Origin of the sequence: Acinetobacter nosocomialis, assembly GCF_041021905.1 — a bacterium.
GTDB lineage: Bacteria > Pseudomonadota > Gammaproteobacteria > Pseudomonadales > Moraxellaceae > Acinetobacter > Acinetobacter nosocomialis.
On sequence record NZ_CP157432.1, the window covers coordinates 786357 to 810134 of the forward strand.

General features: G+C 39.9%; 19 protein-coding genes. 11 read left to right on the plus strand and 8 right to left on the minus strand.

Translation table 11 applies throughout. The features are described 5' to 3' along the window. Position 1: 1 nt before the first annotated feature. Positions 2-688: a type IV secretion protein Rhs gene (locus ABLC00_RS03730; RefSeq protein WP_033854640.1), complete on the minus strand. Its 687-nt coding sequence runs from the start codon at positions 686-688 to the stop codon at positions 2-4. Between the two features lie 94 nt (positions 689-782). Between ABLC00_RS03730 and ABLC00_RS03735 the strand changes: the two genes are divergently transcribed. After that, positions 783-1484: a hypothetical protein gene (locus ABLC00_RS03735; RefSeq protein WP_033846714.1), complete on the plus strand. Its 702-nt coding sequence runs from the start codon at positions 783-785 to the stop codon at positions 1482-1484. A 106-nt stretch (positions 1485-1590) separates the two neighbouring features. On the opposite strand, the gene ABLC00_RS03740 is transcribed toward ABLC00_RS03735, so the two are convergent. Beyond that, the gene (locus tag ABLC00_RS03740; RefSeq protein WP_033846715.1) at positions 1591-1920 is read right to left on the minus strand and encodes a darcynin family protein; all 330 of its coding nucleotides are present in this window, start codon (positions 1918-1920) and stop codon (positions 1591-1593) included. Between the two features lie 121 nt (positions 1921-2041). On the opposite strand from ABLC00_RS03740, the gene ABLC00_RS03745 reads away from it, so the two are divergent. Then, positions 2042-2641, plus strand: coding sequence for a TetR/AcrR family transcriptional regulator (locus ABLC00_RS03745; protein ID WP_033846716.1), 600 nt, complete (start codon positions 2042-2044; stop codon positions 2639-2641). A gap of 106 nt (positions 2642-2747) precedes the next feature. Here the strand turns inward: ABLC00_RS03745 and ABLC00_RS03750 are convergent, their stop codons facing one another. The 4 genes from ABLC00_RS03750 to ABLC00_RS03765 form a co-directional block, all read right to left on the minus strand. Continuing rightward, complete coding sequence (locus tag ABLC00_RS03750; protein WP_033854642.1) at positions 2748-5579, minus strand: membrane protein; 2832 nt, start codon at positions 5577-5579, stop codon at positions 2748-2750. Between the two features lie 850 nt (positions 5580-6429). Beyond that, the gene (locus ABLC00_RS03755; protein ID WP_004710391.1) at positions 6430-7713 is read right to left on the minus strand and encodes a ribonucleotide-diphosphate reductase subunit beta; all 1284 of its coding nucleotides are present in this window, start codon (positions 7711-7713) and stop codon (positions 6430-6432) included. Between the two features lie 137 nt (positions 7714-7850). Further along, positions 7851-7985: a hypothetical protein gene (locus tag ABLC00_RS03760; RefSeq protein ID WP_002050433.1), complete on the minus strand. Its 135-nt coding sequence runs from the start codon at positions 7983-7985 to the stop codon at positions 7851-7853. A gap of 56 nt (positions 7986-8041) precedes the next feature. Next, entirely contained in the window at positions 8042-10876 is a 2835-nt protein-coding gene (locus ABLC00_RS03765) for a ribonucleoside-diphosphate reductase subunit alpha (protein WP_033854323.1), read from the minus strand. A 329-nt stretch (positions 10877-11205) separates the two neighbouring features. Between ABLC00_RS03765 and ABLC00_RS03770 the strand changes: the two genes are divergently transcribed. The 3 genes from ABLC00_RS03770 to bfmS are packed head-to-tail and all read left to right on the plus strand — an operon-like array spanning position 11206 to position 13807. After that, positions 11206-11412 (plus strand): hypothetical protein, encoded by a 207-nt coding sequence (locus tag ABLC00_RS03770; protein WP_017393245.1) that lies wholly within the window; start codon positions 11206-11208, stop codon positions 11410-11412. Further along, positions 11409-12125, plus strand: coding sequence for a response regulator transcription factor BfmR (gene bfmR, locus ABLC00_RS03775; protein WP_000076440.1), 717 nt, complete (start codon positions 11409-11411; stop codon positions 12123-12125). The genes ABLC00_RS03770 and bfmR overlap by 4 nt, the downstream gene beginning before the upstream one ends. A 32-nt stretch (positions 12126-12157) precedes the next feature. After that, positions 12158-13807, plus strand: a complete 1650-nt coding sequence (gene bfmS / locus ABLC00_RS03780) for a sensor histidine kinase BfmS (protein ID WP_004710386.1) — start codon at positions 12158-12160, stop codon at positions 13805-13807. Between the two features lie 21 nt (positions 13808-13828). Here the strand turns inward: bfmS and ABLC00_RS03785 are convergent, their stop codons facing one another. Next, a complete protein-coding gene (locus ABLC00_RS03785) occupies positions 13829-14182 on the minus strand; it encodes a hypothetical protein (RefSeq protein WP_002050462.1) in 354 nt (117 codons plus the stop codon). 92 nt (positions 14183-14274) lie between these two features. After that, positions 14275-15696 carry a sensor domain-containing diguanylate cyclase gene (locus ABLC00_RS03790; RefSeq protein ID WP_033846719.1) on the minus strand — a complete coding sequence of 474 codons (1422 nt, stop codon included), beginning with the start codon at positions 15694-15696 and terminating at the stop codon, positions 14275-14277. Between the two features lie 427 nt (positions 15697-16123). On the opposite strand from ABLC00_RS03790, the gene ndhC reads away from it, so the two are divergent. The 6 genes from ndhC to nuoG all read left to right on the plus strand — a co-directional run bounded on the left by ndhC (position 16124) and on the right by nuoG (position 23778). After that, on the plus strand, positions 16124-16675 hold the full coding sequence (gene ndhC / locus ABLC00_RS03795; protein WP_002050273.1) for an NADH-quinone oxidoreductase subunit A: 552 nt from the start codon (positions 16124-16126) through the stop codon (positions 16673-16675). Between the two features lie 6 nt (positions 16676-16681). Further along, positions 16682-17359: an NADH-quinone oxidoreductase subunit B family protein gene (locus ABLC00_RS03800; RefSeq protein ID WP_002050353.1), complete on the plus strand. Its 678-nt coding sequence runs from the start codon at positions 16682-16684 to the stop codon at positions 17357-17359. Positions 17360-17443: 84 nt separating this feature from the next. Further along, positions 17444-19231 (plus strand): NADH-quinone oxidoreductase subunit C/D, encoded by a 1788-nt coding sequence (gene nuoC, locus ABLC00_RS03805; RefSeq protein ID WP_002050296.1) that lies wholly within the window; start codon positions 17444-17446, stop codon positions 19229-19231. A 13-nt stretch (positions 19232-19244) separates the two neighbouring features. Beyond that, positions 19245-19754 (plus strand): NADH-quinone oxidoreductase subunit NuoE, encoded by a 510-nt coding sequence (nuoE, locus tag ABLC00_RS03810; RefSeq protein ID WP_002050341.1) that lies wholly within the window; start codon positions 19245-19247, stop codon positions 19752-19754. Continuing rightward, positions 19751-21082 (plus strand): NADH-quinone oxidoreductase subunit NuoF, encoded by a 1332-nt coding sequence (gene nuoF, locus ABLC00_RS03815; RefSeq protein WP_017394179.1) that lies wholly within the window; start codon positions 19751-19753, stop codon positions 21080-21082. Before nuoE ends, nuoF begins: the two co-directional genes overlap by 4 nt. 11 nt (positions 21083-21093) lie before the next feature. Next, positions 21094-23778: an NADH-quinone oxidoreductase subunit NuoG gene (gene nuoG, locus ABLC00_RS03820; RefSeq protein WP_002050437.1), complete on the plus strand. Its 2685-nt coding sequence runs from the start codon at positions 21094-21096 to the stop codon at positions 23776-23778.

Consider the following 23778-nt stretch of genomic DNA (forward strand, 5'->3'; position numbering starts at 1 on the left):
ATTATTTATGATAGTTACTTCTTAAATAATCGCCTTTCTCATCTGTTTCTTGTAATAAATCAATCTCTTTCAAAATTTTAGGGCTTACTAAAATTATCTCTCTTACTAAGTTATTTTCTATTCTTAGTATTGGCTTAAATTCATTAGTAATTAAACTTTTCACGGATAGTATTGGAAAATCATCTTTAGGACACACAAATACTGCTTCACCATCATTATTTGTTCTACATTCCATAAGAATTTTATTATTATCATTGCTTAAGTTAAATTCTAAGTTTGGTATAGGATCTCCTACAAAATCTAGGAATTTAATATAAGTATTATCCTCAATAGTTCCACCAAAACGGCTAATATAGTAGTGCCATTCATCGCCACCAATTAGAACCTTAACTTTTTCTTTTTCATTGGATTTGATGCGACCAGTCCTACCATATTGATCAAGAAAGCCAGTTTTTACTTGTCCATTTGAATGCAAAACAGAATATTTAATATTTGATGTATCTGGGAATAGATTATAAACATCTAATTTATTACTAAAAGGGTATTGAACGTTAGGCATCTCGGGTAAAGAATAATTAGCTTTTTCACCGCCTTTAAAAAGGTGTTGTCCAGCTTTCGGCTCAAATTTTCCTGGCGTGATCAGGGTAATACCATCTTTATTAATAATGATTTGAGAACCACCAGCCATTAATAACCTCAATTTTTATAAAAATATTCAGAATTTTGCATTGATATAGCCTAAAATAAACGTATATCAAATGTCTCGTTATTTTACGTAAAGTATGACTTTCATCATAGCTATTCAATTAAACGATAGCATTATTGTTGCAGCTGACAATAAAAGAGTAACTTTAAATAAACATTCAAATATAGAATTTTCTACTACGAATGATTCTAAATTATATGCTTGGGAACAAGGTATTATTACGGGTACTGGAGAGTCATACGTTGTTCAGCAAACAGTTGATATTTTTAAAAATATAGCAAAATCTAAACTAATGGCTTTACCTGAATGTCTAGATATTTCTAAGAGAATACGTATCTTAGAATTAGGTCAAAACCTTGATCAAGTTCAAAATGGAAAACTACTTTGCTCTAGTTATGATCAAAAAGGTGCGCAATTATATAAAATTGAAAGATTTGATAAAACATCTCAGCATACACTGAAAAAAGTTTCTCCCATGGAGATTATTATTTGGTTGTTTCATCCAAATGTAGATTTGATTGCAGATAATTTGAAGAGGCTCTATTCTGATCTCAGAGATTATTCTCTATTTTCAACACAAGTTGATTGGATCAATTATTATATCAATAGAATTTCACCAATTTATCAAAAACAAAGTGATGTCGATCCATATATGAGTCAAAGCTTTGATATCTTTTTTCAAACGAAAGATGAGCATTTCTTTGGGCATATTCCTAATACGCAAAATATTCCTTTAAGTTTTCAACAAGTTTTTAAAAAGAATAGCTATATTAAATAAATATAAAAAATGAAATAAAACTAGATTTTACAATGGCTATTACTAAGCATAGCCATAAAATTACTGGCTTAATGCTTTATTTGTTTGATAAAAAGTTATGTGTATTTTACAAAGAACTTTCATACTCCACATACCCATCTTCAATTGCAGGAATAATCTCTACAAACTCAAAGTAGGGCACTGTACAAAACTCAGAGTCTCGAATTGCATCAATCATAAAATAATAATCTTGCAGAGATGTTGTCTCAAACACAGCAATATCACTGGCTTTAGTGCTAAACGCTTCAACGTCATACCACCGAACTTTTACAGTTGGGTACTTCTCAAAAATAGGCTCAAGCTTCTGTGTACTAAACTCAGCCCGCTTTTCACGAGCTAAAGCCAACCAAGCAGGCAAAGCTCTTAAATGAATAAAAAAAGTATAGGTTCTAGACATAACCACTCCATGACGGGGCCGAGTTGTAGCTCAATTGAAAAGACAGGATTTTCTTGTCATATCAATATGACTCAGTCAGTATATGAGTGATTACTCACATTAAATACTCGCATTTCGGGCCATGTCAGAAATACTTCCAGACCCACGCAAACGCCCGCGTCAAGCACGCTCAGTGGCCACCTTTGAAGCTATTTTAGAGGCGGCTGCTCGCATTTTAGAGTCGTTAGGCTTTGCTGGATTTAACACAAATGCCGTGGCTGAACTTGCTGGTGTAAGCATTGGTAGCCTATATCAATACTTTCCATCTAAAGAGTCCTTAATAGTTGAGTTAATTCGACGTGAACGCGCCCAACTTTCAAATCATATCGCTGAAGCCATAAAACAACATCAAGCCGCAGACTTAAAAGAAAAGCTAAAACTGATCATACAGGCTGCTGTGCAACATCAATTGAGCCGTCTGCAGTTGGCACGAACCCTTGAATTTGCCTCTGAACTTATCGGGAAAGATGTTGAGGAAAGTGAACTTCAATACGAACTTGAAACTATAATTTCTGACCTGTTTATGCGTTCTGGTATTTCACAAGCGCAGACAGTCGCGCAAGATGTGATTGCTTTAAGCAAAGGAATGATTAACGCGGCAGGCATAGCAGGGGAAAGTGATTTAAATCATTTACAGCAGCGAGTTGAAAAGGCCGTATTTGGTTATTTAGATCTGGATTAATGGCCTATACGCATGAGCGTATCTGTCAAAAGCTCTTTAATGAAAAACACCTTCCAAACATAAAGTTTGAAAGGTGCTTTATAGGTTTTATATCTTTACCAATAAATTAAACAGTCGGTAAAGCATGTAAAAGTTGGTCAGTTAACTGATTTAGTGTGGTAAGTGAAATCGTATGAATCAAACTACCACCCGTTGGGTCAGGTTCACCCACCGCAATACCTTGATTTGAACCGACCGAGCCGAGGATATTCCCTAAAATACCGCTTACATCAACTTGCTGACTATTGTCTGCACCACCATAACTAATATTAATTAAATCATTAAGGCCACCTAGGAAACCGTCATTTCCATTATCAATACCGCCGATAATATTGGTAATCGGACCGAACAGATCGCCATGCTGAGCCACAAGATCATCACTTATAATATGCTGAATAATATTTGAAGCTGAAGAACCGTTGGCAATTAGGGTATTAAGTACGCCACTGATTGAGTTATGCGCACCATTTAGATCGGCTCCAGCAAGGTCTGAAATCGCTTCAAGTGTACCGTTGACGCTATCACGAGAAGTTTCAAAAAGCAGTTTGCCTAGGTCTGCAAAATCACCGACAGGGTGTTCTGCCTGAGGGAATGCGCCAATAATCGTTCCTGCAATGGTATCAATACCGCCATTGATCAGGCTGGTTTTTAGGCTTTCAGCACCTTGTAAAACATCTATGCCGCTTTGAATAATTCCTGTCAGCGGGTTATCGCCCAGATCGCCACCGATGCCGCCAATACCTCCAATGACATTGGTAATAGGGCTTAAAATATCGCCTGTACCTTCACCACCAACCAATGAAGAGGAATTTCCTAATATATTTATTGGTGTGGTAATAGGTGCAGTAATATCAGCACCATCGCCATTACCGTTACCAATGCCATAATTGTGTTCACCGTTGCCAGATGAAATGCCATTTAATAGGCCATCACCAGAGCCGTTGCCTGAACCACCAGAGCCAATCACACCACCTGATGCATTACCGTTATGGGTGATGTCGTTATCATTGACTGTATTTGAAGCGTTGGTGGGTGAGATATTTATAGACTGAGCTGAAGTCCCACCTATACCAGACCAAGCATTACCCAAAATATTTAAACCACCAGTAAATGGAAGTGTGAAGTTTGCACCTTCGCCATTACCGTTACCAATGCCGTAGTTGTGTTCGCCATTGCCCGAAGCAGCGCCATTTAATAGACCATCGCCAGAGCCATTACCAGAACTACCCAGTCCACCAGAGTTACTATTAACAATGGTGTCATTATCATTGACTGTATTGGTTGTGGTGGTTGGAGCAATATTTAACGAGTGGCTTGTTGAACTACCGAAACCTGAAAGCGCATTTCCAGAAAAGTTAAGTACGCCAGTGAAGGGAAACGTAAAGTTGGTATCGTTACCGTTTCCGTTACCAATGCCGTAATTGTGCTCACCATTACCCGATGCTGCACCGTTGAGTAAGCCATCACCAGTTCCGTTTCCAGAACTTCCAACAGTACCTAATGTGCTTCCAGTATTACCATTATTCTTCACGTCATTGTCGTTTACAGTGTTTGAAGTTGTTGTTGGTGCAGTATTGATTGAACTAGAAGAAGAGTTGCCAATCAGTGAAAAAGCATTACCTGAAAAGTTTAGCGCACCTGTCAGTGGGGCAGTAATATTTACATCGTTACCATTCCCGTTGCCAATACCATAGTTATGTTCACCATTGCCAGAAGCTAAGCCGTTGCCGATGCCATCACCTGAACCATTGCCAGAGCCACCAAGTGCATTTACACCACTTGCACCATTTCCATTATTCTTCACGTCATTGTCGTTTACAGTATTTGAAGTTGTTGTTGGTGCAGTATTGATTGAGCTAGAAGAAGAGTTACCAATTAAAGTAAAAGAGTTTCCAGAGAGGTTTAAAACTCCGGTAATTGGGGAGGTAATGTTAGCGCCATTACCAATACCATTTCCGATACCGTAATTTTGCTCGCCATTTCCAGAACCAATTCCATTTAACAAGCCGTCACCTGAGCCATTGCCAGAACTGCCAAGCGTGCCTACACCACTTGTACCCGTGCCATTGCCATTATTGGTTGTGTCATTGTCGTGAACGGTATTAGAAGTAGTTGTTGGTGATGTGTTAACTGAACTAGCAGATGAGTTACCAATTAATGTAATTGAATTGCCAGACAGGTTCAGGGGAAGAGTGATTGGGGCTGTAACATGTGAACCTTGGGCAATACCATTTCCGATACCGTAATTTTGCTCACCATTTCCAGAGCCAATTCCATTTAACAAGCCATCGCCTGAACCATTACCTGCACCCGAGCCATTACCGTTATATGTGGTGTCGTTACTATTAACAGTATTTGAGGTATTGGTTGAAGAATTGTTGACTGAGTTAGAGGATGAATTACCGATTAAGGTAATGGAATTACCCGCTAGGTTAAGAGGAATGGAGAGTGGCGCAGTAATACTTGCACCGTTGGCAATGCCATTACCAATACCATAATTATGTTCACCATTTCCTGAAGCTGCACCGTTTAAAAGCCCATCGCCAGAACCGTTTCCTGTACCGGCACCTAAAGTGGAACCATTACCATTATTTATTACATCGTTGTCATGAACTGTATTCGAAGTGGTCGTTGGTGACGTGTTAACTGAACTTGAAGATGAATTACCTATGAGTGTAATTGAATTGCCTGAGAGGTTAAGAGGTATGGTAATTGGGACAGTAATACTGGCGTCATGAGCAATACCATTTCCTATACCATAGTTGTGTTCACCATTTCCCGAAGATATTCCGTTCAGTAGGCCGTCACCAGAGCCGTTACCTAAACTACTGCTTGTGTTAGTATTTTCAGGAAGTGGGATAATCTTAGTAATCGAAGATAAAATACTTTTAATTAACATAATCTATTTCCATGTGATTTGTTTGAGATATTTTTATTACTATTTGTTGATTATGTGCTTCTGTGCACATAATTGGTAAAGAGTATTTAATTTTTTACTATTTGGTGTCAAGATGTGTAATCTGTCACTGGTCATGTGAAGCATATCTAAATATATTTAAAATCAATAAAATAAAAAATAGAGTTATTTTTAATAACATTTTTAAACACAAAATATGAGGTAGCCTAATAAGGTTTTATAATTTTTAAATAATATATTTTTATTTAAATTATAAAATAAAACATAATCTATATTATTGAAATAAAAATAATTTTACTTCTTTATGGTGGTTTTAATTTGATAGCTCTTTGTTTCTATTTTAATTATTTAATTTAATTTTTAATGGTTTGTTATTCTTTAAATAAAACAAATATTTAAATTATATATATTTGTTTTCTGAATTTTTTAATTAATATTCTATTTTTATTTGTAAAATAATAGTATTGATGTTGGTTTTTATTGAAATAATTTGGTATATCTAGCTCGTCGGCTGAGTTTATATTCGTTTAAAAGCAAAAGCGGGTCAGCCGACGCCTAGTTTTAATTGTAAAAGTTTTTTAAAAACAAGAGTTTTTTATATATTTATATTATTAGTTTTTATCTATAAAATATTTTGGTATTAGTATTATTGTTTTTAAATTAAGAAGCCTTTATTTATTTGTTCCTAATGTGAAGAAAGTTCTATTTAAGTGAAAATGACATATTTATATAGTGAATAATTTAATATTATTTAAAATCAAATTTAAAAATACTCGCGATAAAAAAGCCACTCAAGAGGAGTGGCTTTTTTATTGCAAATGCTAAATTAAACTTACCAGCTTAACGCACCACCAGTTTGGTAGTCAGTTACGCGAGTTTCAAAGAAGTTCTTCTCTTTACGTAAGTCCATCATCTCAGACATCCACGCAAATGGGTTAGTTACACCAGCAAATTGCTCTGGTAAACCTAACTGAGATAAACGACGGTTACAGATGAATTTCAAATATTCTTCCATCATGCTTGCGTTCATACCCAATACACCACGTGGCATTGTGTCACGAGCATATTCGATTTCAAGCATCGTACCTTCAAGAATCATTTGAATGACTTCTTGTTGGAACTCGGCAGTCCATAGGTGAGGGTTCTCAATCTTGATTTGGTTAATCATGTCGATACCAAAGTTCAAGTGCATAGACTCATCACGCAAAATGTATTGGAACTGCTCAGCAACACCGTTCATCTTGTTACGACGACCCATACTCAAAATTTGAGTAAAGCCACAGTAGAAGAAGATCCCTTCAAGTACACAGTAGAACGCGATCAAGTTACGAAGTAAACGTTGGTCGTTTTCAGGCGTACCTGTGTGGAAAGTAGGGTCACTTAATGATTGAGTATATTTCAAGCCCCAAGCTGCTTTACGTGCAACTGATGGAATCTCGCGATACATGTTGAAGACTTCGCCTTCATCCATACCTAAAGATTCGATACAGTATTGGTAAGCGTGAGTGTGAATTGCTTCTTCAAACGCTTGACGCAAAATATACTGACGGCATTCAGGGTTAGTAATGTGACGGTAAATCGCCAATACCAAGTTGTTCGCAACCAAAGAGTCCGCAGTCGAGAAGAAACCTAAAGAACGCATAACAATAGTACGCTCATCTTCGGTTAAGCCATTTTCAGACTTCCAAAGTGCGATGTCATGGTTCATGTTCACTTCTTGCGGCATCCAGTGGTTTGCACACCCGTCAAGATACTTCTGCCAAGCCCATTCATATTTAAACGGCACAAGCTGGTTCAAGTCAGCGCGACAGTTAATCATGGCTTTGTCGTCAACTTGAACGCGTTGCGCGCCCATTTCTAACTCTTCCAGGCCAGGAGCAACATCCAAATGTTCTAAGGCTTCAGATGCTCGAGCCATTGAATCGGTTGGATTTGTTGATCGCACGGAATGGGTTCCAGCGGATTGTGGAGCTGCCACGCTCTGCGATGATGGCTGCGCAGCAGATACATTCTGCGAATCAGACGTTTTTTCCGGTTGGATGGGCGCAGACTTGTGTTCAGGTGCAGCCGGTTTTTGCGAATCATCTTCAAAATCGTCCCAACTAAGGATAGACATTGTTGTTCTCTCTTCGTTGTATATATCTATGTTCGACATCTCTAAACGAAGATGTCACTACTATACGCTTATAATGTGTAAACAAAATTAAGTTTTATCGATGTATGACCAAATTTTGGGCCTTTGGTCCATCATCCCTACAACTTATTTTGCTTACGCTGTTGTTTACGGATTTTAAAAAAGGCGTAAACCATAGGCGTATAAAAGAAAATAAAGGCAAAGATTAAGATTCCAACACCAAGCATATAGTTATGGCTGAGATGAGAAAACATAATCTTTACCTCGTTTAAAATTGCTCTTTTTGTTTAAAGAGCAACTTTATTGAATATTATTGGCAAGCTTCGCAATCTGGGTTGTCGATTGAACAAGCCATAGGAACCGGAGCTGCTTGAGTAAAGCCGTCTTCTTCAACTGCTTCAGGCTTTTTCGCTTCTACTACTGGCGCTGCTGCAGGTGCTGCCGCTTCTACAGTTGCAGGTTTAACCGCGTTTAACGCACCTGTGTTAATTGTAGATTTTTCAGCAGAAGTTGCACCTAAAGCTCGGAGGTAATAAGTCGTCTTAAGACCACGTAACCATGCCATCTTATAAGTGATGTCAAGTTTCTTACCGTTTGCACCAGAGATGTAAAGGTTAAGAGACTGTGCTTGATCAATCCATTTTTGACGGCGTGATGCAGCATCAACAATCCAGCGTGGCTCAACTTCAAACGCAGTAGCAAAGATTGCTTTTAATTCTTCAGGAATACGAGCAATTTTTTGTACTGAACCTTCAAAGTGTTTAAGGTCGTTAACCATTACTGTGTCCCAAAGACCACGGTCTTTTAATGCACGAACAAGGTAAGGGTTAATAACAGTGAACTCACCAGACAAGTTAGATTTCACATATAAGTTTTGGAATGTTGGCTCAATAGACTGAGAAACACCACAAATGTTTGAAATGGTTGCAGTTGGAGCAATCGCCATTACGTTTGAGTTACGCATACCGTCTTTTTGAACTTTGGCACGTAAAGTGTCCCAGTCTAAACGTTGAGTACGGTCAACTTCGAACATACGTTCTGGACGAGATTTAGCAACAATTTCTAAAGAGTCGATTGGAAGGATACCTTGATCCCACAATGAACCTTTGAATGTTGAGTAAGCGCCACGTTCAACAGCCAAGTCACTTGAAGTTTGGATTGCATAGTAGCTAATCACTTCCATTGACTCGTCAGCAAAGTTCACAGCTTCATCAGAACCGTAAGCCATACCCATTTCGTAAAGCGCATCTTGGAAGCCCATGATACCCATACCAACAGGGCGGTGTTTCAAGTTAGAGTTCTTCGCTTGTGGTACAGCGTAGTAGTTAATGTCGATAACGTTATCGAGCATACGAACTGCTGTTTTAACCGTACGCGCTAACTTTTCACGGTCTAATACGCCGCCTTTAACGTGTTGCACAAGGTTGATCGAACCTAAGTTACATACTGCAATTTCGTCTTGGTTAGTGTTTAACGTAATTTCAGTACATAGGTTAGATGAGTGAACTACGCCAACGTGTTGTTGTGGTGAACGTAAGTTACATACATCTTTAAACGTGATCCAAGGATGCCCAGTTTCGAACAACATAGAAAGCATTTTGCGCCATAAGTCTTTCGCACGTACTTTCTTGTGCAACATGTTCTGTTCTTTCGCAACAGACTCATAGTATGCATAGCGTTCAGCAAACTCAGCACCAGTTAAATCGTGGAGGTCTGGAGTTTCAGATGGAGTAAATAGTGTCCATTCGTCATCTTCAAACACACGTTGCATAAATAGGTCAGGAACCCAGTTTGCAGTGTTCATGTCATGAGTACGACGACGGTCATCACCTGTGTTTTTACGAAGTTCTAAAAATTCTTCGATGTCTAAGTGCCAAGTTTCTAAGTACGCACATACCGCACCTTTACGCTTACCACCTTGGTTTACCGCAACAGCAGTATCGTTCGCAACTTTAAGGAACGGAACAACACCCTGAGATTTACCGTTTGTACCTTTAATATAAGAGTTCAAGGCACGTACAGGTGTCCAGTCGTTACCTAAACCACCTGCCCATTTAGAGAGCATCGCGTTGTCACGCATTGCACCATAAATGTCATAAAGGTCGTCACCAATCGTTGTTAAGTAACAACTTGAAAGCTGTGGACGTAATGTACCTGAGTTAAACAGGGTAGGCGTAGATGCCATGTAGTCAAAGCTAGACAACAAGTTATAGAACTCGATTGCACGCTCTTCTTTATCTTGCTCATTCAGTGCAAGACCCATTGACACACGCATGAAGAATAATTGTGGTAATTCGAAGCGAACGCCGTTTGAGTGAATGAAGTAACGGTCAAATAGAGTCTGTAAACCTAAGTAGGTAAACTGGTTAGAACGTTCAGGCTGAATTGCTGCTGCTAGTTTTTCTAAATCGAACTTAAGCAAGTCTGGTGAAAGCAAATCAAGCTCTACACCTTTATTCAAGAATGCTTCAAGTGCATTATTTTCAGCTGTATCTGCCGGTAAACCTAAGAATGCTAAACCAGTGCTGACCAACTCATCACGAAGCAAACGCGCAGTTACGTATGTATAGTTAGGTTCTTGTTCGATACGTGTACGTGTTGCCATCATCATGGTTGTTGCAATATCGCTTTCTTTTACGCCGTTATATAAGTTTTTAACGGTTTCATCGATAATTGCTTCAACCTCAATACCTTCTAAGCCTTCAGCAGCTCTATTTACAGTTGCTTTCAGTGCACTTAAATCAAGTGGTTGAAGCTGACCGTTTGCATCAGTAACTTGCAAGGTAGGGTGGTGGTGTGAATTTGTTTGCTGACGAGCGCTAGCACGTTGTTCGCGGTAAATTACATAAGCGCGGGCAACTTTTTGTTCCCCAGTACGCATTAAAGCAAGTTCTACTTGATCTTGAATTTCTTCAATATGGATCGTACCGCCCGATGGTAAACGGCGTTTAAAAGTATTTAATACCATTTCCGTCAACTGGGTAATACGGTCATGAATACGGCTTGAATCCGAACTCTGTTGACCTTCCACAGCAAGAAAAGCTTTACCAATCGCAACAGAAATTTTCTCTGCATCAAATGCAGCAACATCTCCAGTACGCTTAATCACCTGAATTTGACCAGGAGTCGAAGTAATTACGCTCATGCCAGCATAGCTCCATTGTCACTTTTGTTATGTTCATAGACCGTTTGAACCGAGCAAAAAACATGCCACGATATTTGAGGAATAAACACAAGACTTAGTAGTTAAAGTTTATTTTCAACACAAGATACGGGATTTTTTAAGCTAGATCAATCTTGACTTTTTAGTAATTTTTTATCTGTATGATTTGTCGGGAGATAGCATACCAAAGCTATGAAAAAACACTTATAGATAACTTTGTGGATAACTCAAAAAACAAACACTTGAGTGAATTTAAATTCATCTAAGAAATAATTTGTTTAATATTCATACATAGGAAATATGAATAGATTATGACATATAAGAATAATAAACAGATATCAAAAATACTTGAAAATTCAAAGGTTAATAAAATGCAACAAAACATGGTTGTCATGTATCAGTTTGGTGAACGCCTACTTGTTTACAATGTAAACGTGTGTATATTGCAAATGATAAACGAATGTATCTGCAAGATTTTTAAGATGCATGTAATGAGATTTATAGGGGCAATGATATGAGCCAAGAAGAAAAGTTACCAAAGATTCTGATCGTTGAAGACGACGAGCGTTTAGCGCGATTAACTCAAGAATATTTAATCCGCAACGGTTTGGAAGTTGGTGTAGAAACTGACGGTAACCGTGCAATTCGTCGTATTATTAGTGAACAACCAGATCTTGTGGTCTTGGATGTCATGTTGCCGGGTGCAGATGGTTTAACCGTTTGTCGTGAAGTTCGTCCACACTACCATCAACCAATTTTGATGTTGACTGCACGTACTGAAGACATGGACCAAGTACTTGGTCTAGAAATGGGTGCAGACGATTATGTCGCTAAACCGGTTCAACCACGTGTATTATTAGCGCGTATTCGTGCACTATTACGTCGCACAGATAAAACTGTTGAAGATGAAGTTGCTCAACGTATCGAGTTTGACGACCTAGTCATCGATAATGGCGGCCGCTCTGTAACGTTAAACGGTGAACTTGTTGACTTTACAAGTGCTGAATATGACTTGTTATGGTTGCTTGCATCAAACGCTGGTCGTATTTTATCGCGTGAAGATATCTTCGAGCGTTTACGTGGTATCGAATACGATGGTCAAGACCGTTCAATCGATGTACGTATTTCACGTATTCGTCCAAAAATTGGCGATGATCCTGAAAATCCAAAACGTATTAAAACTGTACGTAGTAAAGGTTACTTGTTTGTTAAAGAAACCAATGGATTGTAAAATCTGATTAAACTTCCTATAAGGTTGGTCGAGTGTTTAAACACAGTATATTCCTGCGAATATATGCGGGGCTGGTAATTCTTGTTGTTTTGGTGGCTGTTTTTGGGTATTTACTGGTACAAATTATCAACTACCAACGCGCACAAGAATACCGAGAATCTTTAACTGATGGTATTTCTTATGTCATTAGTGAAGGGGTCGCTCGACAACCTGGGAAGCAGCAAAAGATAGATTGGATTTCTGATGCATCTGATTTGCTCGAACTTCCAATTTACTATACTGATGCAAGTAAGGTTGAATTGTCTCGAACCGAGAAAAAGCGGATTGAAGCACAAAAATCTGTTGTTCGTTACGATGCCAGTAATAGCATTGCGTATGTCATTATTGGTTTGCGTGACGACCCACAACATTACTTATCTATAAAAGTCGACAAAATTAGTGAACGCCAAATGAAGGCTCTTCCTATTTTTGTACTCGACTACTTAATGTTTTATCCGGGGCAGGAACAAGAGTACCTTGCCAAGATTCAAAAACACTTTTCATATCCAATCAATATTCAAAACATTCAAGATGTAAATCTGGACTCTGAACAGATTGGGCGTTTACGCCAAGACCAAAGTGTCATGTTGTATAAAGATAGTGCAACAGTACGTGGTACGACCATTTCGATTGTCTCTCCAATCCCGAATCATCCTGCACAAGTGTTAGTGTTGGGTCCTGTTCCAATGTTTAACTGGATGCCTTTACAGCTTTCTGCGGGTATTACCTTATTTAGCTTATTCTTATTAAGTTTGGGTGTTTACGGTTTGATTTTGCCGCTAGAGCGCAAAATTCGACAAGTGCGTTATGCATTAAACCGTATGAAATCGGGTGATTTGTCATTGCGTGTTCCGATTGAAGGAAGTGACGAAATGGCTAACTTGGCTTCAAGTTATAACAATATGTCTGATCATATTCAGCGTTTGATCGAAGCTCAACGTGAGTTAATGAGAGCGGTATCTCATGAACTCAGAACGCCTGTGGCACGTATTCGCTTTGGTACAGAAATGTTAGCCGAAGAAGATGACTACAATCACCGTATGCATCAGGTCGACATGATTGATAAAGATATTGAAGCACTCAATACCTTAATTGATGAAATCATGACTTACGCAAAACTAGAGCAGGGTACACCTTCACTAGATTTTGCAGAAATTGTACTCTTTGAAGTGTTGGATCAGGTTGCAGTTGAAACCGAAGCGTTAAAAACACAGAAAGAAATTGAACTCATTCCACCACCTTTATATGTGAAAGTAGATGCAGAGCGTCGTTACCTTCACCGTGTTGTACAAAACCTAGTAGGTAATGCTGTTCGTTATTGTGATAACAAAGTGCGTATTACTGGCGGTATTCACAGCGATGGCATGGCTTTTGTCTGTGTTGAAGATGATGGTCCCGGTATTCCTGAACAAGATCGTAAACGTGTATTTGAAGCCTTTGCACGTTTAGATGATAGCCGTACACGTGCATCTGGTGGGTATGGTTTAGGACTTTCGATTGTAAGCCGTATTGCTTATTGGTTTGGTGGTGAAATTAAAGTAGATGAAAGCCCAAGCTTGGGAGGCGCACGTTTTATCATGACGTGGCCAGCACATCGTTTTAAACAGCCGCCATTAAAGGCAAATAAAAAAGCACCTGCATAAGGTGCTTTTTTATTGGTTTATTTATAATTGAGTGGCATCAGGTTCTAAAATTGGTTTCCCGCTTCTTAAACTGTTTAGCGCATCTGTATTAAAGTCAATTAACAGCGAATTGTTTTTAGCATCGATTTGATATTTTTGAATAAGAGGCTGGTCTCCATTCAAAGTTTCAACTCTATATGAATCCGCAATATGTAAAATGCCTTCTAGATTTGTTGTGGTTGACGCGAAATCTTGTCTAAAAATTTCATAGACATCTCGCAAGTCAAAAATGGCATTATCTGCATCTGGGTGTTTTTGAATATAGCTTTCTATATGTCGCACGAGTAATTGTGCAAACAAGTAATAGTCTGGTTTATGCGTATATTCTAGATTCATACATTTTTCTCCTTATTATCTGTTATTAGCATACATGGCAAAACAGAAGTTATTGTATAAAATTCATTACACTAGATGATGACTTTAAAATATTACAAAGAAATAAAAACTCGGTTACGTCCTTGGCGCTTTGCTTGATAGAGTGCGTCATCTGCTTCTTTAAACAAGCTTTCAATAGATCGGTGGTAGTTTGGAGAATATAAGCTAATGCCAATACTGACCTGTACAAAAATAGGTAATTTGCCATAAACATATATTGGTTGCTGACTAATTTTAATGCGTATTCTTTCTGCAAGTTCAAAAGCAGCTTCTTTAGTCGTGTCAGGAATAAAAATTGCGAATTCCTCACCTCCAAAACGACCCAGTAAATCATGAGGGTGCAGAATATTTTGTATGGTGGTTACACAGGTTTGTAAGGCTCTATCACCAATCAAGTGACCATAACTGTCATTCACCTTTTTAAAATGGTCGACATCCAACATAAAAAATGCAGAGGTTTTATGTTCTTTTTGTACTTTTTCTTGGAGTAAACGAACCGATTGTAAAAACTGACGTCGAGTTAAACTCGATGTGAGTTCATCATGGGCAATAGCATGTTGTAATTTTTGAATTAATTCAGAATGAAGTGCACTAATACTGGAAACAGTAAGTGGTGCAATGGTCATCATGATTAGCCCTATACGGATAGAAATAGTATTGCTTAAATAATCTTGTGGATACAGTAATAAATAATGACCAGAGACATGATAAATAATATACGCACTCGTAAAAGAGGTAATGAGAGCCACAATGATGGGTTTATAGCGTATAGCGCACCAGATTAATGCGGCAATTGGATAGAGTAGGGAACCTGGACCTGAGTCATAATAACTGACAGCTATTGAAATGAGGACAGCCAATAAAGGCAGAAAATCAACAGCCTTTACATATACTTGATTACCTTTAATGTAGTTTTTTATTTTAAGATAAGGAGGGAAATTTAAAATGATTGGCAATAACAGTAAGGCATTTTGAAGTTCTGATGTGACCCAATAACCAAATTCAGCCCAAAAACTGCCAATCATAAATTTGGTATTAAACATCGGTACAAAAGTTGCTGCAAAAAAAGCACCGGTTATGCTACCAATACCGCACAGAGCAAATAAAACCAAGTAAGAATAGCCTCGATAGGCAGCTTTTATATAACGGCCAAATAACATTGCAAGTGCTAATGTCATGACGACATATAGGTAATTTGAGGCAGTTAAAATAAGGGTGAGAAAAAGAGGAGTGCCCTTAACTAAATCGGCAATCATGTAACCGATAAAAGCTCCTGCAAAACTACCGACTTGTCGTGTTTGCGGAAATCGAATGAGTAGACCTAAAAATACGGAGTTAGCAGGCCAGAAAAATGCAAGAAAACTAAGGGGGCGAGATGCAATTCCAATAAAGCAGCATATTGAAATAATGAGAGTAAATAGGAAAAAAAACTTCAGGGAAGAAGAAAATGAAAATTCACGAAGTGAGTATGGCATCAGCTGCCCTTAATGATAAACACTCTTATCCAAGAGTAATAAAATATTAATGCATGATTAAACATTCATCATAATTCAGAGGGGAAGATGAATACAATAAAAAACAGTCTAATATTATAAAAAAGTAAGGTGTTTATTTTGACCGATTGAGCAATTGTGCAAATAATATTAAAAATCAAAAAATGAAAAAAATCATTACAACTAAGAAAACTATCAAATAAACCGATTATAAGCGGTGAAACCCCCTCTACAAGACATAGAACAACACTTTTGATTGGAAAATCATCCAAAAGACTAAGACGCTTCAACTAGCATGCGAAATTAGAAATCAGGTACAATTGGCGGGATTAATTTTGTGTTTGGTGTATTCAAAGGCCAATACATACATTCTTTGTTAAATAATAGGCCTGCCAGGAGTTATCCCCGCATGAGTGCCATTACTCCATACGACTGGGCGATTATCGCCTTCGTGATCGGCGTTACATTTCTTTGCGTCTTTATGCTCACAGTTCCCTTACTCCTCGGGGGAAAATCGTGGGGACGTGCTAAGCAAGAGCAGTTTGAATCAGGTGTCGTGAGTGCTGGTGGCGCTCGCATTCGCCTGTCTGCAAAGTTCTATCTAGTTGCAATTTTCTTCGTGGTTTTCGACTTAGAGGCCCTTTACCTCTATGCATGGTCTACTTCTGTGCGTGAAGTAGGGTGGTTGGGCTATACCACTGTTGTAATCTTTGTCGTTGATCTATTAATTGCGCTTGTTTATGCCTTCTCTGTAGGTGCTTTAAGTTGGGCACCGGCAGATCGCCGTAAATTAGCTGGTGAGAAGATTAAAGTCGGTTCACCAACAATGGACATTGCTGAAATTACACGCTTTAACTCTATTGAAGAGCTCGTAACTGACCCTACTGGCCAGATTCCAGCCCAATCATCAGGTCGTGTTAAGTCAAAAACTACACCTGCATTGTCATCTGAAAAGGAGTAAGTCGGGATGAAATATACTCTGACCCGCGCGAATCCGGATGCTGATCAATACCCATTGCAAGAACGCCAAATTGTGACTGATCCGCTTGAAGAGGAAGTGAATAAAAACGTATTCATGACTCGTTTAGAGGATGTCTTGCATACAGCAGTAAACTGGGGACGTAAAAACTCTTTGTGGCCATTTAACTTTGGTACCTCATGTTGTTACGTTGAATATGCAACGACTTTAACAGGCGTGCATGACTTGTCCCGTTTCGGTGCAGAGGTTATTCGTGCTTCACCTCGTCAGGCTGACTTGATGATTGTTGCAGGTACCTGCTTTGTAAAAATGGCTCCGGTTATTCAACGTTTGTATGAACAAATGTTAGAACCTAAATGGGTTATTTCAATGGGTGCTTGTGCAAACTCTGGAGGTATGTACGACATCTATTCAGTAGTACAAGGTGTAGACAAAATTATTCCTGTTGACGTGTACGTCCCAGGTTGTCCGCCTCGTCCTGAAGCATTAATTCAAGCGTTAATGCTTTTGCAAGACCAGATTCAATTAGAGCGACGCCCGCTTTCTGCCGTGATTGGTGATGATCTTCAGCCAGTGTATAAGCCAAAGATGATGCCAGAACGTGATCGTAAGAATGCGCAGCGTATTGCCGTTAAAAACTTACGCTCTATGGATGAGATTAAATAATTTTTTGACGGTGTTTTGACATATCTGACCGATATGTTCATCGAGAAAATTGACAGAATTTGTATTAAATAGGAAGCCAAGCCAATGGCTGAAACTGACATTGCTATGCCAGAATCAACACCAGTTGATTCACGCCCAGCATTTGCAATCGTAGAAGAGCTCAAAACCAAGTTTGGTGAGAACTTCTATGTGCAGGCGACTTTTGAAGAGTTTCCAACAGTCTGGGTTGAGCGCGCACGCGTGCAAGAAGTCCTCATGTTCCTGCGTAAAGTGGAACGTCCTTATGTAATGCTGTTTGACTTATCAGCGATGGATGAGCGTTTACGTCAACATCGTGATGGTTTACCAGCATCTGACTTCACTGTGTTCTATCATTTATTATCGCTTGAGCGTAATAGTGACATTCGTATCAAGGTTGCCTTGAACGAAAATGATCTTAGCCTCCCGACAGCGACAAATATCTGGCCAAATGCCAACTGGTATGAACGTGAAGCTTACGATATGTTCGGTATCAATTTCGAAGGGCATCCAATGCTCCGTCGTATTTTGTTGCCAACTTATTGGGAAGGTCACCCGCTTCGTAAAGAATATTCAGCACGTGCTACAGAATATACGCCGTATATGCAAGACAAAGCGAAGCAAGATTTCGAACAGGAACATTTACGCTTTGTACCTGAAGACTGGGGTCTTAAGCGTGGTAACGCTGATGAAGACTTCATGTTCTTGAACTTGGGTCCTAACCATCCATCTGCACATGGTGCGTTCCGTATCGTATTGCAGTTAGACGGTGAAGAAGTGAAAGACTGTGTTCCTGATATCGGTTATCACCACCGCGGTGTGGAAAAGATGGCTGAGCGTCAAACATGGCACTCTTTCATTCCTTATACTGACCGTGTTGACTACTTGGGTGGTTGTGCGCAAAACATGCCATATGTCATGGCTGTTGAACAGCTTGCAGGAATTAAAGTTCCTGAGCGTGCACAAGTGATTCGTGTCATGTTGAATGAATTGTTCCGTATTAATAACCACTTACTTTACTGTGGTACGGCAATTCAGGATGCCGGTGGTATGACACCAGTATTCTATATGTTCGCAGACCGTCAAAAAGTATACGACATTGTTGAAGCAATTACGGGTTACCGTATGCACCCAGCATGGTTCCGTATTGGTGGTACAGCACACGACCTTCCAAATAACTGGCAAAAACTTGTTAAAGAATTGCTAGAGTGGATGCCAAAACGTCTCAACGAATACTACACAGCTGCGCTTAAAAACTCTGTGTTTATTGGTCGTACACGTAATGTTGCTCAATACGATGCAAAATCTGCGCTTGCATGGGGTGTAACTGGTACTGGTTTACGTGCAACAGGTATTGATTTCGACGTTCGTAAATATCGTCCATACAGTGGCTATGAAAACTTTGATTTTGATGTGCCAGTTGAGTATGAAGGCGATGCCTACGCTCGTGTTCTTGTTCACTTCCGTGAAATTACTGAGTCACTCAAAATTATCAAACAGTGTTTGGATAACATGCCTTCTGGTCCATATAAAGCGGATCACCCATTGGCTGTTCCACCACCAAAAGATAAGACGTTACAAGATATTGAAACTTTGATTACGCACTTCTTGAGCGTGTCATGGGGTCCTGTCATGCCTGCTGGTGAAGCGTCATTCATGACTGAAGTTGTGAAAGGTGCAAGTACTTATTACTTGACTTCGGATAAGGCAACGATGAGTTATCGTACTCGTATCCGTACACCGACGTTTACTCACTTACAGCAAATTCCTTCAGTGATTAACGGCAGTTTAGTGTCTGACTTAATCATTTATCTGGCGACCATTGACGTGGTTATGGCTGACGTGGATCGCTAAGAGGTAACGCAAAATGATGATTCTGACTGATAAAAAACCACGTGTGAATGTTGAAGGGATTTTGACTGCTGAAGAAATCCATGAAATTGAACATCACATTGGTCACTATCCATACCCACGTGCAGCTTCTTTAGATGCATTAAAGTGCGTACAGCGCCGTAACGGTTGGGTAGATGATGCTCAAATGAACGCCATCGCACAATTATTGACGATTAGTGTGGCAGATTTAGAAGGTGTAGCAACGTTCTACAACCGTATCTATCGCCAGCCTGTAGGTCGTCACGTAATTTTGCTTTGTGACTCGATTGCTTGCTTCTTAATGGGTGCTGAAACATTAGCTGAAGCATTCCAGCGTGAATTAGGTATTCAGTTTGGTCAAACGACACAAGATGGTCGTTTTACACTGCTCCCAATTTGCTGCCTAGGCAACTGTGACAAAGGCCCAACGTTAATGATTGATGAAGATACTCACGGTTTAGTAGAAGTGACATCAGTCAAACAGTTATTGGAGAAGTATGTATGAATACTGAACCAAAACCAATTTATGGCGACGGTAATCCGGAAACTCATCCACTGACTTGGCGTTTAAGCAAACAAGATGCTGTACATAGCGCTGACGACTATGAAGCACTTGAAGGTTATGCTGGCTTTAAAAAAGCATTAGGCATGAAACCTGCTGAAGTGCTTGAAGTCATTAAAGCTGCAACTGTAAAAGGTCGTGGTGGTGCAGGCTTCCCAGCAGGGATCAAATGGTCTCTTATGGCGCCAAACGATGGTGGCCCACGTTACTTGATCTGTAACGCCGATGAGATGGAACCAGGTACCTTTAAAGACCGTTTGTTGATGGAAAAACTTCCTCACCAATTGATCGAAGGTATGTTAATTGCAGGTTATACCTTAGAAGCAACTCAAGGCTATATCTTCATCCGTGGCGAATACATCGAAGCTGCTCAATACCTAAATGAAGCGCTTGAGCAAATTCGCGCTAAAGGTTACTTAGGTGACAACATTTTAGGTTCTGGCTGGAACTTCGAGTTACACGTGCATACTGGTGCAGGTCGTTATATCTGCGGTGAAGAAACTGCATTGATTAACTCACTTGAAGGTCGTCGTGCTAACCCACGTACTAAACCGCCATTCCCGCAAGTTGCTGGTGCATGGGGTCGTCCTACGATTGTGAACAACGTTGAAACTTATAACAACTTGCCAGCAATCATGCTTCGTGGTCCAGAGTGGTATATCGGTTTATCAGCTGGTAAATCAAAAGACCCAGGCACTAAGATTTATGGTGCGTCAGGTAAAGTTAAATTCCCTGGTCTTTGGGAGCTACCATTTGGTACGACTGCACGTGAAGTAATCGAAGATCATGCTGGTGGTATGCGTGAAGGCTTAAAGCTTAAAGCATGGTTACCAGGTGGTGCGTCAACTGACTTTTTACCTGCAGATACCATTGATTTACCAATGGATGCTGAAACCATTATGAAAGCAGGTTCTCGTTTAGGAACATGTTTATTGATGGTGGTAGACGAGACTCAATGTATGGTGTCGTTGACCCGTAATCTTGAAGAATTCTTTGCGCGTGAATCATGCGGTTTCTGTACACCGTGCCGTGATGGTTTGCCATGGGCTGTTAAAGCGCTTAAAGCACTTGAAACAGGTGAAGGTAAGAAAGAAGATATTGATCATTTACAAGAACTTACTCGTAAATTATGGATCGGTAAAACTTTCTGTGCCCACGCACCAGGTGCGATGGAGCCGCTTATGGGCGCACTCAAACATTTCCGTAGCGAGTTTGAAGCGAAAGTGACGAATCGTCCTGTCGTGCAAACTAGCAACGTAGAACAAGCTTAAGGGATTCGACTATGGCTACAATTCATGTCGATGGAAAATCGTACGAAGTCAATGGATCAGAAAACTTGCTACAAGCATGTTTATCCCTTGGCATTGATATTCCGTATTTTTGTTGGCACCCATCCTTAGGTTCTGTTGGTTCATGTCGTCAATGTGCCGTAACTCAGTATGCAAATCCTGAAGATACGCGCGGACGTCTTGTGATGTCATGTATGACACCAGCATCTGACAATACCTATATCTCGATTGAAGACAAAGAAGCAACGGATTTTCGTGAATCTATCGTTGAGTTCTTAATGACCAACCACCCACATGACTGTCCGGTGTGTGAAGAGGGTGGTCATTGTCATTTACAAGATATGACTGTAATGACTGGTCATGACCGTCGTCGCTATCGTTTTACTAAGCGTACACATTACAACCAAGAACTAGGCTCATTCATTGCGCATGAAATGAACCGTTGTATTGCTTGTTACCGTTGTGTTCGTTACTACAAAGACTATGCGGGCGGTACAGACTTTGGTGTGTTTGCCAATGCATCGCGTGTTTACTTTGGTCGTCCAGAATCAGGCACTTTAGAATCTGAATTCTCTGGTAACTTGACTGAAGTATGTCCAACAGGTGTATTTACCGATAAGACTCATTCAGAGCGCTATAACCGTAAATGGGATATGCAATATGCACCAAGCGTGTGTCATGGCTGTTCTTCAGGTTGTAACATCTCTCCGGGTGAGCGTTATGGCGAAATCCGTCGTGTAGAAAACCGTTTCAATGGTTCGGTTAACCAATACTTCCTTTGTGACAAAGGCCGTTTTGGCACAGGTTATGTAAACCGTGCAGATCGTCCACGTCAACCTCAGTTCCGTAATGGCGAAACAGTAGCAACTGTTTCTGTTGACCAAGCTTTAGATCAAGCAATTGCGAAACTTGAAGGTAAAAAAGTTTTAGGTATCGGTTCACCACGTGCAAGCTTAGAATCAAACTATGCATTACGTGAACTTGTAGGCCAAGCAAACTACTCAACAGGTGTTGCACAAAAAGAGCAAAAACTTGTTGAACTTGCTGCTTCAATCATGCAAACAGAAGGTGTTTACAACCCGAACATGCGTGAAATTGAAAGCTATGATGCAGTATTAATTTTGGGTGAAGATTTAACCCAAACTGCACCACGTATGGCTTTGTCAGTTCGTCAAGCTGCGAAAAACAAAGCTCGCGAAATGGCTGCAAAAACACGTACGCCAGATTGGTTGGCTGAACCAGTACAACGTATTGGTCAGGAAGCGAAATCTCCGATCTATATTTTGGCTGCAACTCAAACTCGTCTTGCTGATGTTGCAACTGGTGAAGTTGTTGCCTCTCCAAATGACATTGCGCGTTTAGGTTTTGCAGTTGCTGCGGCAGTTAAAGGTGAAACAGTTAATGGTTTAGATGACGATGCAAAAGCATTTGCTCAAACTATTGCAGACACTTTAAAAGCAGCAAACAAACCGTTAATTATTGCGGGTACGAGCTTGCAAGATGCTTCAATTATGGAAGCTGCAGCAGAGTTAACGCAAAACCTTGGCTCAAAAGCTGGTTTAAGCCTTGTAGTTCCTGAAGTGAACTCTATGGGCTTGGCATTGTTTGGTGGCTTAAGCCTTGAACAAGCATTTGCTCAAGACTACGACACGCTTGTTATTGTTGAAAATGACTTGTTCCGTCGTTTACCAGCTGCTCAAGTTAAAGCAGCACTTGATAAAGCTGAAACAGTAATCGTACTTGATCACAGCGAAACAGAAACTGTGAAACAGGCGGATATTGTGCTTTCAGCAGCAAGCTTTGCCGAAGGTGATGGTACTGTTGTAAGCCAAGAAGGTCGTGCTCAGCGCTTCTATCAAGTTTACGATCCAAGCTACTACAAACCTGAATACGCGATTAAAGAATCTTGGCGTTGGTTGCATGCCATTGAAACTGGTCTTAAAGGTAAGCCAGTTGATTGGACATTGCTTGATGACGTGATTGAAAGTATCGTTAAAAATGTTCCGGTACTTGAAGCAATTCAAGATGTTGCACCAGATGCAGGCTATCGTGTACATGGTTTGAAAATTGCTCGTGAACCACGTCGCTATTCTGGTCGTACAGCAATTCGTGCACCTTTATCTGTTCATGAACCTAAGCAACCGACAGACCCAGACTCAGCATTAACATTCTCTATGGAAGGTTATGTAGGTCCGCAAAAAGCTTCTTCGCTTGTACCATTTGCGTGGGCGCCAGGTTGGAACTCTCCACAATCTTGGAACAAATACCAAGATGAAGTGGGTGGTCACTTAAAAGGTGGTGATTCAGGCGTTCGTTTATTTGACCGTTTAGCAAAACGTCCAGCACGTAGCTATGTTGCTCCAACTGCAGTAGTTGCAAACCCTGAAAGCTTCCGTCTTGTACCAATGCACCATATTTTTGGTTCTGGTGAATTCACGATTAAAACACCTGCAATGGAAACTCGTATTCCTGAAGCTGTATTTGCTGTAGGCGAACAAGACGCAACGCGTTTGAACCTACAAGAAGGTCAACGTATTACAGTTAAAGCAGGCGAAACTACAGTGAGCTTACCTGTACAAGTAATTGAATATTTACCTACAGGTTATATCGGTTACCCAGTTGGTTTAGCACCGACAGTATCCTTAGCTGAGCCTGTTTCAGTGGCATTAGGAGTGTAA

Bases quoted from the DNA above. Each gene is read 5' to 3' on its own strand.
- ABLC00_RS03730 (WP_033854640.1), bottom strand. From the start codon at position 688: ATGGCTGGTGGTTCTCAAATCATTATTAATAAAGATGGTATTACCCTG.
- ABLC00_RS03735 (WP_033846714.1), top strand. From the start codon at position 783: ATGACTTTCATCATAGCTATTCAATTAAACGATAGCATTATTGTTGCA.
- ABLC00_RS03740 (WP_033846715.1), bottom strand. From the start codon at position 1,920: ATGTCTAGAACCTATACTTTTTTTATTCATTTAAGAGCTTTGCCTGCT.
- ABLC00_RS03745 (WP_033846716.1), top strand. From the start codon at position 2,042: ATGTCAGAAATACTTCCAGACCCACGCAAACGCCCGCGTCAAGCACGC.
- ABLC00_RS03750 (WP_033854642.1), bottom strand. From the start codon at position 5,579: ATGTTAATTAAAAGTATTTTATCTTCGATTACTAAGATTATCCCACTT.
- ABLC00_RS03755 (WP_004710391.1), bottom strand. From the start codon at position 7,713: ATGTCTATCCTTAGTTGGGACGATTTTGAAGATGATTCGCAAAAACCG.
- ABLC00_RS03760 (WP_002050433.1), bottom strand. From the start codon at position 7,985: ATGTTTTCTCATCTCAGCCATAACTATATGCTTGGTGTTGGAATCTTA.
- ABLC00_RS03765 (WP_033854323.1), bottom strand. From the start codon at position 10,876: ATGAGCGTAATTACTTCGACTCCTGGTCAAATTCAGGTGATTAAGCGT.
- ABLC00_RS03770 (WP_017393245.1), top strand. From the start codon at position 11,206: ATGACATATAAGAATAATAAACAGATATCAAAAATACTTGAAAATTCA.
- bfmR (WP_000076440.1), top strand. From the start codon at position 11,409: ATGAGCCAAGAAGAAAAGTTACCAAAGATTCTGATCGTTGAAGACGAC.
- ABLC00_RS03785 (WP_002050462.1), bottom strand. From the start codon at position 14,182: ATGAATCTAGAATATACGCATAAACCAGACTATTACTTGTTTGCACAA.
- ABLC00_RS03790 (WP_033846719.1), bottom strand. From the start codon at position 15,696: ATGCCATACTCACTTCGTGAATTTTCATTTTCTTCTTCCCTGAAGTTT.
- ndhC (WP_002050273.1), top strand. From the start codon at position 16,124: ATGAGTGCCATTACTCCATACGACTGGGCGATTATCGCCTTCGTGATC.
- ABLC00_RS03800 (WP_002050353.1), top strand. From the start codon at position 16,682: ATGAAATATACTCTGACCCGCGCGAATCCGGATGCTGATCAATACCCA.
- nuoC (WP_002050296.1), top strand. From the start codon at position 17,444: ATGGCTGAAACTGACATTGCTATGCCAGAATCAACACCAGTTGATTCA.
- nuoE (WP_002050341.1), top strand. From the start codon at position 19,245: ATGATGATTCTGACTGATAAAAAACCACGTGTGAATGTTGAAGGGATT.
- nuoF (WP_017394179.1), top strand. From the start codon at position 19,751: ATGAATACTGAACCAAAACCAATTTATGGCGACGGTAATCCGGAAACT.
- nuoG (WP_002050437.1), top strand. From the start codon at position 21,094: ATGGCTACAATTCATGTCGATGGAAAATCGTACGAAGTCAATGGATCA.